14 protein-coding genes and 1 riboswitch are annotated in these 12,085 nt (G+C 42.2%); of the genes, 11 read left to right on the forward strand and 3 right to left on the reverse strand.

Features of this window, described 5'->3' with window-relative positions; all coding sequences use genetic code 11:
- Window positions 1-47 precede the first annotated feature (47 nt).
- The 5 genes from spoIIID to LCL91_RS08185 all read left to right on the forward strand — a co-directional run bounded on the left by spoIIID (window position 48) and on the right by LCL91_RS08185 (window position 2,628).
- A complete protein-coding gene (gene spoIIID / locus LCL91_RS08165) occupies window positions 48-320 on the forward strand; it encodes a sporulation transcriptional regulator SpoIIID (protein WP_048311390.1) in 273 nt (90 codons plus the stop codon).
- 139 nt (window positions 321-459) lie between these two features.
- Complete coding sequence (locus LCL91_RS08170; protein WP_098445362.1) at window positions 460-1,461, forward strand: rod shape-determining protein; 1,002 nt, start codon at window positions 460-462, stop codon at window positions 1,459-1,461.
- A 36-nt stretch (window positions 1,462-1,497) separates the two neighbouring features.
- The gene (locus tag LCL91_RS08175) at window positions 1,498-1,782 is read left to right on the forward strand and encodes a DNA-directed RNA polymerase subunit beta (RefSeq protein ID WP_224881554.1); all 285 of its coding nucleotides are present in this window, start codon (window positions 1,498-1,500) and stop codon (window positions 1,780-1,782) included.
- An 18-nt stretch (window positions 1,783-1,800) separates the two neighbouring features.
- Entirely contained in the window at window positions 1,801-2,223 is a 423-nt protein-coding gene (fabZ, locus tag LCL91_RS08180) for a 3-hydroxyacyl-ACP dehydratase FabZ (protein ID WP_224881556.1), read from the forward strand.
- 231 nt (window positions 2,224-2,454) lie between these two features.
- Entirely contained in the window at window positions 2,455-2,628 is a 174-nt protein-coding gene (locus LCL91_RS08185) for a hypothetical protein (protein ID WP_165998598.1), read from the forward strand.
- A gap of 35 nt (window positions 2,629-2,663) precedes the next feature.
- On the opposite strand, the gene LCL91_RS08190 is transcribed toward LCL91_RS08185, so the two are convergent.
- A complete protein-coding gene (locus tag LCL91_RS08190; protein WP_224881558.1) occupies window positions 2,664-3,005 on the reverse strand; it encodes a helix-turn-helix domain-containing protein in 342 nt (113 codons plus the stop codon).
- 309 nt (window positions 3,006-3,314) lie between these two features.
- On the opposite strand from LCL91_RS08190, the gene LCL91_RS08195 reads away from it, so the two are divergent.
- Entirely contained in the window at window positions 3,315-3,437 is a 123-nt protein-coding gene (locus LCL91_RS08195; protein WP_098445358.1) for an anti-repressor SinI family protein, read from the forward strand.
- 12 nt (window positions 3,438-3,449) lie between these two features.
- Window positions 3,450-3,713, forward strand: a complete 264-nt coding sequence (locus tag LCL91_RS08200; RefSeq protein WP_224881560.1) for a hypothetical protein — start codon at window positions 3,450-3,452, stop codon at window positions 3,711-3,713.
- Window positions 3,714-3,836: 123 nt separating this feature from the next.
- Here LCL91_RS08200 and LCL91_RS08205 read toward each other — a convergent pair whose 3' ends face one another.
- Window positions 3,837-4,172, reverse strand: a complete 336-nt coding sequence (locus LCL91_RS08205; protein WP_159786228.1) for a helix-turn-helix domain-containing protein — start codon at window positions 4,170-4,172, stop codon at window positions 3,837-3,839.
- Between the two features lie 112 nt (window positions 4,173-4,284).
- Complete coding sequence (locus tag LCL91_RS08210; RefSeq protein ID WP_098445355.1) at window positions 4,285-4,404, reverse strand: anti-repressor SinI family protein; 120 nt, start codon at window positions 4,402-4,404, stop codon at window positions 4,285-4,287.
- A gap of 22 nt (window positions 4,405-4,426) precedes the next feature.
- Window positions 4,427-4,524, reverse strand: a riboswitch (cyclic di-GMP riboswitch).
- A gap of 226 nt (window positions 4,525-4,750) precedes the next feature.
- On the opposite strand from LCL91_RS08210, the gene LCL91_RS08215 reads away from it, so the two are divergent.
- The 4 genes from LCL91_RS08215 (at window position 4,751) to LCL91_RS08230 (ending at window position 12,047) form a co-directional block, all read left to right on the forward strand.
- Complete coding sequence (locus LCL91_RS08215) at window positions 4,751-5,044, forward strand: hypothetical protein (RefSeq protein ID WP_224881562.1); 294 nt, start codon at window positions 4,751-4,753, stop codon at window positions 5,042-5,044.
- 87 nt (window positions 5,045-5,131) lie between these two features.
- The gene (locus tag LCL91_RS08220; RefSeq protein WP_425589668.1) at window positions 5,132-5,899 is read left to right on the forward strand and encodes an SDR family oxidoreductase; all 768 of its coding nucleotides are present in this window, start codon (window positions 5,132-5,134) and stop codon (window positions 5,897-5,899) included.
- 75 nt (window positions 5,900-5,974) lie between these two features.
- Window positions 5,975-6,361 (forward strand): SMU1112c/YaeR family gloxylase I-like metalloprotein, encoded by a 387-nt coding sequence (gloA2, locus tag LCL91_RS08225; RefSeq protein ID WP_224881567.1) that lies wholly within the window; start codon window positions 5,975-5,977, stop codon window positions 6,359-6,361.
- A 166-nt stretch (window positions 6,362-6,527) separates the two neighbouring features.
- Window positions 6,528-12,047 carry an alpha amylase N-terminal ig-like domain-containing protein gene (locus tag LCL91_RS08230; protein ID WP_224881569.1) on the forward strand — a complete coding sequence of 1,840 codons (5,520 nt, stop codon included), beginning with the start codon at window positions 6,528-6,530 and terminating at the stop codon, window positions 12,045-12,047.
- The last annotated feature ends 38 nt before the right edge of the window (window positions 12,048-12,085 follow it).

Consider the following 12,085-nt stretch of genomic DNA (forward strand, 5'->3'; position numbering starts at 1 on the left):
CAGTCTCATTTCGCATCTCTCACATCCAATTTAGGGAGGCGAGTGGTGTGCACGATTACATCAAAGAGCGAACCATCAAGATTGGAAATTACATCGTGGAGACTAAGAAAACGGTGAGGGTGATCGCAAAGGAATTTGGCGTTTCTAAAAGTACCGTTCACAAGGATTTAACAGAACGACTTCCTGAAATTAATCCGGACCTCGCCAATGAGGTGAAGGGCATTCTCGAGTATCATAAATCGATACGCCATCTCCGCGGCGGCGAAGCAACGAGAATAAAATATAGAAAGGATACTGAAAAAGAAGAAGCTGTCAAATAATGCGCCTAAAAACGACAATTTTTTCTAAATACTTTCTTCCTGTTTCTTTATTTATGGTACAATATACTAATGGATATGTAGTTTAAACATACTAGTACTGAAACTATAGATGAGTGTTAGAATACAGGGAGGATACGTCATGTTTTCACGTGATATTGGGATCGATTTGGGTACGGCGAACGTACTGATTTATGTGAAAGGCAGAGGCATTGTTTTAGATGAACCGTCTGTTGTAGCACTAGATACGGGTACTGGAAGAGCGCTTGCTGTTGGTGAAGAAGCAAGACAAATGGTTGGCCGGACTCCTGGAAACATCGTTGCAACGCGTCCACTTAAAGATGGCGTGATCGCAGACTTCGATATTACAGAAGTGATGCTAAGACATTTCTTGAACAAAATTAATGTAAAAAGCTTTCTATCAAAGCCGCGTATTTTAATTTGTACGCCTACGAACATCACATCTGTTGAGAAGAAAGCGATTAAGGAAGCTGCTGAAAAAAGCGGTGGGAAACAAATTTTTCTTGAAGAAGAACCAAAAGTAGCTGCAATTGGCGCTGGCATGGATATTTTTCAGCCAAGCGGTAATATGGTTGTGGACATTGGCGGTGGAACGACAGATATCGCAGTGCTTTCAATGGGCGATATTGTCACCGCCTCTTCCATTAAAATGGCAGGGGACAAGTTCGATTACGAAATCCTGGATTATATCAAGAAAACGTATAAGCTTCTCATCGGGGAGCGAACAGCAGAACAAATTAAGATCAATGTAGCAACGGTATTTCCAGGCGGCCGGAATGAAGAACTTGATATTCGTGGACGAGACATGGTATCAGGCCTTCCACGGACAATCACTGTAAAATCGGATGAAATTCAGCAGGCCCTTCAAGAGCCAATCTCCCACATGGTGATGGCTGCTAAGAGCGTTCTCGAACGTACACCTCCGGAGCTTTCAGCGGATATTATCGACCGTGGTGTCATTATGACAGGTGGAGGCGCACTACTTCACGGGATCGATCAGCTATTTGCTGAGGAGCTTATGGTTCCGGTTCTCGTAGCTGAAGAGCCAATGAGCTGTGTGGCAAAAGGGACAGGCCTTATGCTTGAACATATTGACAAGATTGCTAAGAAAAAATTAATCTAAATTAGAACCGAAACTATTCGTAAGGGTGTAATCATAATGGCGAACAACCATGAAAAGGTGAACCAGTCCTCTGAAGAAAAAGTCATTCTTAAGAAAGAGGACGCACAAACGAATAAGAATCACGAAGAGCAAGAGCGTAAGCCAAAGGTGCGGTTAATCCCCATTTGGCTACGCCTTCTTCTCGTTGCCCTCTTGCTCATAGCATCCCTTCTTGCAGGCGCGATGATTGGTTATGGTGTTATTGGTGATGGTAGCCCTGGCGATGTGTTTAAAAAAAGCACCTGGGTGAAGATTAGTGATATTGTTAAAAAAGAAGAGTAACAGATAGGAGAATAAGATATGTTAGATAGTCAGGAAATTAAAAAGATTATCCCGCATCGCTACCCTTTCCTTCTTGTTGATCGAATTCTTGAAGTAGAAGAAGAAGTACGCGCGGTCGGTATTAAGAACGTGACAGCAAATGAAGAATTCTTTAATGGCCATTTTCCGGACTACCCGGTTATGCCAGGAGTTTTGATTGTAGAAGCACTTGCTCAAGTAGGGGCAGTGGCGATGCTTAAGAAAGAAGACAACCAGGGGAAGCTTGCTTTCTTTACAGGCATTGATAAATGCCGTTTTAAAAGACAAGTGAAACCAGGTGACCAGCTTCGTCTTGAAGTGGAAATTATCCGCATTAAAGGACCGATTGGTAAAGGAAAAGCAACAGCCACTGTTGATGGTGAAGTTGCTGCTGAAGCTGAAATTATGTTTGCCCTTAAGTAAGGGTAAAAGAACAAATCCTCCCTCCTTGTATCAGTATTTTAATACAAGGAGGGAGGATTCGTTTTTAGAGCCGGAACGGAATTATTGATGGCATGTTAAGCCCATATCCGTATTGTAAAACCATCATAGAGACTATGTAAATTTCAACATTTTCCCTTTTTGACTTGATATGATTGACTCAACCGTTCAATAGCGGTAAAAACTTATCGAGTTCAGGGAGGAATTTTGGAAATGAATAACAAGAAATTCATGCTCAAAATTGCAACTTCGTTAGTAGCTGTTATGTTAATCACAGCGTGTAACAGCGGTGAAAATGATTCAGAGAACGGCAACAACTCTATGAACAATGGAAGTAACACCGAAGAGCCCGCAGCTAACGAAAACTCCGAGAACTCTGCTGAATAAGAACTTTCTCTCCTGTCCATTCTGGACAGGAGTTTCTATTTTTCCGGATCGTTTTTTCCGTGATGCAATTGCCACTTTTTAAACTCTAAATAATCCGCAAAGTCTTCTTTTGTAATGCCTGAGCGCATGGCCTCTTCGATCAATTCTTTCCATTCTGTATCAAGCGCAGGTTCTTCATGATCTTCTTCAAGAATAAATACCTCAATCGGCACTTTAAGTTCCGCTGCGATTTTTTCAAGAAATTGAATCGACGGATTTGCTTGCTGATTTCGTTCGATGGAACTTAGATAAGATTTGGCCACCCCTGCCCGCTTTGCTAATTCTGTCAATGACAATCCCATTCGATTCCGATAAAGTTTAATTTTTTCACCGATCATCCCTTTACCTCGACTTTATCATTATTTAATGAGTTAATTTTATCAAGAACGCTTTGTTCTGTAAACAGAACAATAGTCATAGATTTTATAAATAAACGATAAGAAGAAATATAAAATTGTGAAAAATTAAGAATAATAGAGGATTTATTAGAAAATAGCAAGTTTATTTAAGAATACAGCTTAAAATAAAGAATTTTCACTCTTTTTAATCTTCCAAAATAAGACTATATTAGATGTACATTCTAAATAAAGAACAAAACGTTCTTTATTAGTGTCGGTTATTGCTGAATTTGATAAGGGGGATGGGGAATGAGAACGTATACTGACGAAAAATTGGATCAGGATTGGGTGACCCTTATGTCAATCGCAAGAAATATAGGTTTGTCTAAGGAGGAAGTGAAGCGGTTTTTAATCAATTCCTCAAAAAAGTAAGGAGGAATGATGGTGATTAAGTTAGGTGAGGGGACGTTTGTATCCTATATACTTGGAAAAAGAATCAAAGTGATCGCGATTGATGAACAAATTGCCAAGCTCTACATTAACGATGAGTATAAAGGAAACTGTGATCTGCCTTTTATTCTAGAGAAAATTCACAGTCTCGAATATAAAGACCAGGACATCAAGGGATTGATCGAGGATGAAAAAAAAATGTATGAGGAACTAAGTAAAATCATTAAAAACCAAACCATTTCACCTCATAACGAATGATGGGAAAAGGACCATAAGGGTTAATCAAGCTTCCCCAGTTTACTCGCTACATTTGTACTTGGATGACCTTAGTTGAAAATGAAATAAGAGCCTACCAAAAGGTGTCGGCTCTTGCATGACACTTTATTGATGAGGCCCCTGCTTTGCGCGCCATTTATTAAATTCAAGAAATTCCTTGAATTGATCTTTACTAACACCTGATTCCATCGCTTCTTTCACTAACTTCTTCCATTCAGCGTCTAATTCACTTTGGTGAATCGGATCATCCCCTTGAAGGAGCACTTCGACTGAAACATCCAGTACATTTGAAATTTTATCTAGAAATTGAATAGAGGGATTTGATTGTATATTTCGTTCAATGGAACTTAAATACGATTTCGCGACGTTGGCGCGTTCTGCTAATTCTGAAAGTGATAATCCTTTGCGTAAACGATACTTTTTAACTTCTTCCCCGATCACGTTTATCCCTCCGATGCTTCGACAAAATTCTTTCTATTCATAATTATACCAGTATGTTTTTGTTCCGTAAATAGAACGAAAGCGGCATAATGCGATGCCGCTTTCGTTAAAGTTACTTTCCATTTTGATGAAGAAATGATTTAATTTCGTTAATATCCATGCCAAGTTCTTTTGCTTCAATGATTAGTGCAACCCATTCTTCATCAAGTTTTTCCTCCGTATGTACGCCCATGTAACTCCTCCTTTAACTCATTCCAGGTAGTTCAGCCATCGTAGAAGCTCCAATAACAACTTCCTTAGATCTGTTTACTTTGCGTCTACTTTTTTTCAAAAATAGTTGCCCTTTTCTGGAGGATACGTTGTACGATTAACGAATGCTAACGAAAATAACTACTTTCATCATAGGACATTTAACCTACGAATGGTGTAGAAATTTGTAAAAAATAACAATTGTTTATGACTATTTTTGTAAAAAATCGGCTTGATTTATCCTCATCTGCAGACGGTGGTTTTATGGATACATATTTTTCAAAGAGATGGCCAAAATACCACTATTACAGCTACGAGGAGGAGTTATTTTGAAAAAGTGGATGCTATCACTAGTTACTTGTTTACTTGCGTTGAACATAGCAGCATGCTCCAATGCAAATGAAGAAGAAGGTCCCGTTGAAGATCCAGAAATGCAGGAGAATACGCCTGAGGATGAAGAGAATGTGAATGAAGACGATGGAACAATTGATGAAGAAGATGACGATACGATGAATCAAGATGGGAAGCAAGAAGGCGATCAAGATGAAGATGGCAACATGGAGGAAGGCGATATGGACGACGCCGAGAAGCAGCCGAATGATGAAACGGAAGATCAGCAATAAGAGGCCTATGCAGGTCTCTTTTTATTTTCAAAAAATGGTCTAAAAAACGTAGCAGCGGGAATAGGCAGAAAAAAGGAGGTTATGAACATGAACAAAGTGGCAGTGATTACAGGTGGAGGTTCTGGCATTGGAGCAGCGACAGCTAAGCGAATGGCGAAAGAAGGAATTCGCGTTTGTTTATTTGATTTAAAAGAAAGTCGTGCAGAACAAGTGAAGGATGATATTATTCATGACGGGGGTGAAGCATTCGTACTTGATGTGGATGTTGCCGACGAAGAACGGGTTACATACGGATTAAAGCAAGTTGTGAGCGAATGGGGACGCATTGATATTCTTTTCAATAATGCCGGGATTAACGGAACGCTCAATCCAATTGAAGAAATGAAGGTAGAAGAGTGGGATCAAACGATTGAAACAAACTTGCGAAGTACGTTTTTAATGGTCAAGCACACGATCCCTTATATGAAGGAAAATGGAGGTAGCATGATTATTACAAGCTCCATTAATGGCAATCGCACTTTTTCAAATTTCGGCATGTCTGCCTACAGTACGTCCAAAGCAGGACAAGTGGCTTTTATGAAAATGGCTGCGCTTGAACTGGCTCAGTATCGCATTCGCGTTAACGCGATTTGTCCTGGTGCGATTGAAACAAACATTGATCAGAATACCGATAAAAAAGAAAGTGTGGAAGACATCGAAATCCCGGTCGAATATCCTGAAGGAAGTCATCCTCTTGAGCAAAAGCCAGGCTCGCCACAGCAAGTAGCGGATGTGGTTTATTTTCTAGCTTCCGATGCATCCAGTCATGTGACAGGCACAGCGATGTTTGTAGATGGAGCAGAATCTCTATTATAAAGGAAAGGGCATGAGTGGGAATTTCTTATTGACGTTAGAACACCTCGGAACTATCGTGGAAGAGAGGTGATCAAAATGTTTACAAAAGTCCAACACGTGGCCATTATTTGCTCAGATTACGAACGATCCAAAGAATTTTATACGAATACTCTCGGATTAACAGTGATTGAAGAAACGTATCGAAAAGAACGAAATTCGTACAAACTCGATTTAGCTGTAGGGGAACATACTCAAATTGAATTGTTTTCTTTTCCGAACGCCCCAGAGAGACCGACTTACCCTGAAGCAAGGGGTTTAAGACACGTGGCGTTTGAAGTAACGGATCTTGATGAGGCGGTGCAACACCTTAAGGAAAAAGGCGTTTCATCACTTGAAAACATAAGAGTGGATGAGCTCACACGCAAGCGCTTTACCTTTTTCGCAGATCCAGACGGTCTGCCAATTGAACTTTATGAGATATGAAACAATATTCTAAAAGTAGTTGATTCCTTTTAAAACCTGTGACAAAATAAAGAATGAAAGCGTTTGCTAAATGATGGAATCGTTGGTTTTTTTAAGAAGACAAGCGATTTCCTTGTTTTTATCGTTTTGTGCAAACGGTTTCACATTTTCTTTAAGGGGGAAAAGGATGAAAAGGGGTAATCGAAGAAAACTTTCACTGTCACTGGTCATTATTCTTGTTGTACAACTGCTTGCTGGGGCTATTCCGGGAACAGTGAAGGCAGCTAGTAGTCCTGTTATTGATGGAACGTCAGCAACGTTTATTTTCGAAGGAGATGGAAGTGAGGAATCCGTTCTTGTAGCTGGTGATTTCACAAATTGGCAGGAAGGAGCGCTACCGCTCGAGAAGATAGAGGGTGTCTGGAAGTTAACGGTAGATGATTTATCCGATGGACTTCATCAGTACAAATTTATCGTAGGGGATGAATGGATGAAAGATCCTTTAAATCCAAATGGTAGCGATAACAGTACGTTTACAATTGGTGCGACGACAGATGAACGGATTGTAACCCTTGTCGGTGATTTGCAAGACGAGCTTGGAGCAGCGGGAGAATGGGATCCAGCGTCTGAAGAAACAAAGATGGAAGCAAAAGGAGACGGATTTTATGAATTCTCTGGTGAACTTCCAGCTGGAACTTATGAGTATAAAATAGCGATCAACCAATCGTGGGGAGAGAGCTATGGAGATGGTGCGAACAATCTGAAACTAACATTAGATGAAAAGACGAAAGTGACGTTTTATTATCATGATGAAACCCACGCCATTGCGAACTCAACGACCTATACGCCGGTGACGACAGATAAACAACCACGACTTGTTGGTTCGATTCAACCTGCGATTGATGCAGGGGCTGAATGGAGTCCTGAACAGTCCACTGCGCTGTTTTCTGATGATAATTTTGATAACGTTTATTCCTTTTCGACAAGTGTTCCTAAAGGAAACTATGAGTATAAAGTCGTGCTTGGAGATACGTGGGGAGAAGATTACCCTGCAGATAATGCAACGTTAAACGTGATTGAAAAGGCGGACGTTACGTTCTTTTATAATACAGAAACAAAAGAAGTAAGCACAGATTATACAGCAGAAGGATCAGATGGCGCCATTTCGAAGGCAAGTCTTCTACATAACTCGTGGGAAGAAGCATTTCGCTCTCCGTTTGGTGCCGTGCCAGAAGGAAAGACAGTAACCCTTCGTCTAGCAGCAAAGAAAGATGATTTAACAAAAGCCGATCTTTACATTAAGAATCAAAATACAGGTACAAGCAATCTAATTGCAATGGAAAAAGCCGCTACTTCTGACGGCAAAGATTATTGGGAAGCGACAGTAACACCTGAAGAAAAAGGCCTTTACGGCTATAAATTTATCGTTCGTGATGGTTCGGCTAAAGCGGAATACGGAGAAGATACGAAGCAGGGTGAAGCAGGTAAAGCCGTAGATGCGAATGCAGAACTCTACCAATTAACGGTCTTTGATCCAGGATATAAAACGCCAGACTGGATGAAGGAAGCTGTTGTGTATCAAATTTTCCCTGATCGATTCTACAATGGAAATGAAGGCAATGACGATGCAAAGGAAACGGCGCGTGGTCCTGAACCAATTGAAGATCAGAATTGGGGAGAGCTACCGGATAATCCAAGGCTTTCAGATAGTGCCAACTACGAGGGTGATGGGATTTGGAGCAATGATTTTTTTGGTGGTGACATTAAAGGGATTCAGCAAAAGCTCGATTACATCCAATCACTCGGTGTCAATACGATCTATTTAAATCCAATCGCTAAGGCAGCATCAAACCACAAATATGATGCAACGGACTGGAAAGCGGTTGATCCAATGTTTGGTACCCCAGAAGAATTTAAAGCGTTTACGGATGAACTCGAAAAACGTGATATGCATCTTATTATGGACGGCGTGTTTAATCACGTTGGCGATGACTCCATCTATTTTGACCGCTACGGGAAATATGAAGTAGTTGGTGCCTATGAATACTGGTCTCGCATTTATGACCTTATGAATGAAGACGGTATGAATGAAGAAGAGGCGAAAGTAGAAGCGCGTAAACAGCTCGAGGATGAGGGGCAAACGTTTAATGACGAATACGGTTTCCACAACTGGTTTAATCTTAAAAATGAAAAAGTAACGGACGAAAATGGGAATGAACGTTACGATTACCAGGCATGGTGGGGCTATGATTCCCTTCCTGAAATCAAAAGCGTTGAAGGTGATGCAGTTGATTACGACAGTGAGTTAAATAATGAAAAATTTGCGGACTACATTATGTACGACAAAGATTCTGCATCTAAATCATGGTTAACAAATGGCGCGTCCGGCTGGCGCCTTGACGTAGCGAATGAAGTGGATATGGAATTCTGGCGAGAGTTCCGTGATGAATTAAAGTCTGAAGAAATGGCCGGTGCTGGTGCAACATTAAAAGAAGGGGAAGAGCCGCTTATTCTCGGTGAAATTTGGGATGATGCTTCGAAATACTTCCTTGGCGATCAATATGATTCCGTGATGAATTATCGGTTTGAAGGTGCCATTCTCAATTTCTTGAAAAGCGGAGATGCCGCGAGTGCAGATGAGAAGCTGATGGCGGTACAAGAAGATTATCCTGATGAAGCGTTCCATGCGCTTATGAACTTAATGGGATCTCACGATACGCCGCGTGCCATTTACGTTCTTGGCGGCGGAACGGATACGTATGAGCGAGCAGAATTCGATCCTAATTACGATCATGAGCTTGGCGTGCAGCGTCTAAAGTTAGCGGCCGTGCTGCAAATGGGCTACCCTGGTGCTCCGACGATTTATTATGGCGATGAAGCTGGCGTAACGGGTTCTAAAGATCCTGATGACCGCCGCACGTATCCATGGGGTGATGAGAATACAGACCTGATCGATCACTATCAAGCTGCAGGAGCAATTCGTACTGAAAATGCAGATATACTGGCATATGGAAAGCTCACAACGCTACATGCAGAAGGCGATGTTTATGCATTTGCGCGTACGGATAAAGACGGTGCAGCAATCATTGCAGTGAACCGCGGCACGAAAGCACAAACGATTGATCTAGATGTAAAAGATGTTGTGAAAAATAAAATCTCCTTTACTGATGGACTTGCGAAGGATTACAGCGTATCGGTTAAAGACGGGAAAGTATCTGTCACAATCCCTGCGATGACTGGCCGCATGCTAATTGCGGATCAAGGACAGAATTTTGAACTTCCGAAAGCACCAAGTGATTTAAAAGTCGCTACCGGAGAAGGAAGCGCCACTCTTTCATGGACAGGTGATGCAGCGCAGTACAAGGTGTATCGCTCAACGCTTCAAGGGGCGATGTATGAAGAAGTGGGTGTGACAGACGGCAATGACCTGACCGTCGACGGATTAACAAACGGCCAGTCTTACTATTTTGCCGTAACGGCAGTAGATGAGGATGGAAATGAATCCGTTAAGGTAGAAACAACAGAACCAACGATTCCACACATTGAGTGGAAAGAAGGAAAGTATGAGATCTCATCTGTTACGGCGACCCCAGACCAGGTGCTCGATCTAGCAAACGCCTTTGCGATTGAAGCGGGTGTAAAAATTGACGGCGCTACGGAAACGGACCTTGCACAAGGCTTAATTGGAAAGCTTCAAGTGAAGCAGGGTGACGGTGATTGGCAGGAGTCGAAGGCAACCTATACGGGACAGGATGGCGCATTTAACAAATTTAAAGCTAATTTCCGTCCGATCGAAAAAGGAACCTATGCTTATCGACTTGCTTTTTCAACCGATCGTGGTGCAACGTGGAAAACAACGAACACCGAAGAAGTGACGTTTACGCAAAATGAAGATGATACGAAAGCACCGGCGGATGCAGTGAAATTAGAGGAGCCACTAAAAGAGTCCGGTCAAGTGACGTTGAACTGGAAGCTTGATGGCGCTGACGGTGCTTATCTTTTAGCGGTAGAGCGTGATGGCGAAACAATCGAGCTCATCGAAAATGCAGAGACGACGACTTACACCGATTTTGCTGTACAGAACGGAAAAACGTATACGTATCGCATTGTCGCTTATGATCAAGCTGGCAATCAAACGGCTTCGAATGAAGTGAAGGTTACGCCAGATATTGTCATGGTTGACGTCACGTTTAAAGTTCATGCTCCAGACGATACGCCGCTTAGCGCGAAAGTAACGATGCCAGGTGATCAAAATGGATGGAGTACGAGCGCGTGGGAAATGTCTCGTAACGGAGCGGTATCACCAGACTGGGAGATCCAAAAGTCGTTCCCAGAAGGGACGATTTTAACGTACAAATATGTAAAAGGGGAATCGTGGGATCAAGAGGGTCTTGCTGACCATACACGTAACGATAAGTCAGACGATGACGTGAGTTACTATGGTTACGGAGCGGAAGGCACAGATCTTAAAGTAACGGTAACGAACCAGGGTAGTAATAAAATGGTCGTACAGGATGAAATTCTTCGCTGGATCGACATGCCAGTTGTCGTGACGTCTCCTGAAAATGGTGCGGTTGTGGAAGGTGACACGGTTACGTTTAAAGGTAATGCGATTAAAGAAGGTAACCTGACGATCAATGGTGAAAAAGTGGCAGTAAATGAGGATATGACATTTACGCATGAAGTAACGCTTGAAAATGGCGAGAATGAAATACCGATCACGATTGAACCATCAGAAGAAAATAAAACCGCAATTTTTAACAACGATGGTGGCGCAATTGGTAAGAATACGAAGAAATATACGTGGAAAGTGACTTCGAATGCTGGGGAAGCAGAGGCGAAAGAGCCTGTGCGGTTGTCAGGTTCCGACCGCTATGAAACGGCAGTTGAGATTTCTAAAGAAGGCTGGGAAAAAGCCGACACGGTAATCCTGACAAGAGGAGATGAATTCGCAGATGCGCTTGCTGGTGTCCCTTATGCTTATCAATTAGATGCGCCTATTCTGCTTACAGGTAAGGACAAGTTGACTAGCAGCACGAAAAAAGAAATTCAGCGTCTTTCTCCAGAGAAAGTGATTATTTTAGGAGGGGAAGGCGTCGTCTCAGATTATGTTGTCTATCAACTTCGAGGAATGGGTATCAAAGTCGATCGAATTGGGGGGCATGACCGATTTGAAACGGCCGCAAATATTTCGGCACGTATGGGTGATTTCGAAAAAGCGATCGTTGTAAATGGACTCGATTTTCCTGATGCTTTGTCAGCTGGTGCCTACGCTGCAGAAAAGGGTTATCCGATTCTTTTTACAATGAAAGAAAAGCTTCCGAATGAAACGGAAAAAGTACTAAAATCAAAAGAAAGCACGATTATAGTAGGCGGCACGGGAGTCGTGAGCGAAAAAGTAGCACAACACCTTCCAAAACCAACAAGGTATTCTGGCAAGGATCGTTTTGGTACAGCCGCAAAAGTGGCAACAGAATTAAATCCTTCGAATCACGTTTTCGTAACGACAGGTATGGATTTCGCTGATGCCTTAGCGGGATCAGTCCTTGCTGCAAGACAAGAAGCAACAGTACTTCTAGTACAGCCAGACAAATTGCCTGAAACTACGAAAGAAGCTGTTGGAATGTTAAAAGCAAACGAATTTACAATTCTAGGCGGTACAGGAGCGGTTAGTGAGCAAGTGGTTAAGGAAATGATGGCGAGGTAAAGAGTAGGAGATGAGGGGTCAGGCTCGAGCCTGACCCC

This window comes from Guptibacillus hwajinpoensis, from assembly GCF_020171785.1.
Lineage (GTDB): Bacteria > Bacillota > Bacilli > Bacillales > Guptibacillaceae > Guptibacillus > Guptibacillus sedimenti.

What these genes read in the sequence shown, in the direction of transcription:
- LCL91_RS08170 (WP_098445362.1), top strand. Translation starts at nt 460, where the DNA reads ATGTTTTCACGTGATATTGGGATCGATTTGGGTACGGCGAACGTACTG.
- LCL91_RS08175 (WP_224881554.1), top strand. Translation starts at nt 1,498, where the DNA reads ATGGCGAACAACCATGAAAAGGTGAACCAGTCCTCTGAAGAAAAAGTC.
- fabZ (WP_224881556.1), top strand. Translation starts at nt 1,801, where the DNA reads ATGTTAGATAGTCAGGAAATTAAAAAGATTATCCCGCATCGCTACCCT.
- LCL91_RS08185 (WP_165998598.1), top strand. Translation starts at nt 2,455, where the DNA reads ATGAATAACAAGAAATTCATGCTCAAAATTGCAACTTCGTTAGTAGCT.
- LCL91_RS08190 (WP_224881558.1), bottom strand. Translation starts at nt 3,005, where the DNA reads ATGATCGGTGAAAAAATTAAACTTTATCGGAATCGAATGGGATTGTCA.
- LCL91_RS08195 (WP_098445358.1), top strand. Translation starts at nt 3,315, where the DNA reads ATGAGAACGTATACTGACGAAAAATTGGATCAGGATTGGGTGACCCTT.
- LCL91_RS08210 (WP_098445355.1), bottom strand. Translation starts at nt 4,404, where the DNA reads ATGGGCGTACATACGGAGGAAAAACTTGATGAAGAATGGGTTGCACTA.
- LCL91_RS08220 (WP_425589668.1), top strand. Translation starts at nt 5,132, where the DNA reads ATGAACAAAGTGGCAGTGATTACAGGTGGAGGTTCTGGCATTGGAGCA.
- gloA2 (WP_224881567.1), top strand. Translation starts at nt 5,975, where the DNA reads ATGTTTACAAAAGTCCAACACGTGGCCATTATTTGCTCAGATTACGAA.
- LCL91_RS08230 (WP_224881569.1), top strand. Translation starts at nt 6,528, where the DNA reads ATGAAAAGGGGTAATCGAAGAAAACTTTCACTGTCACTGGTCATTATT.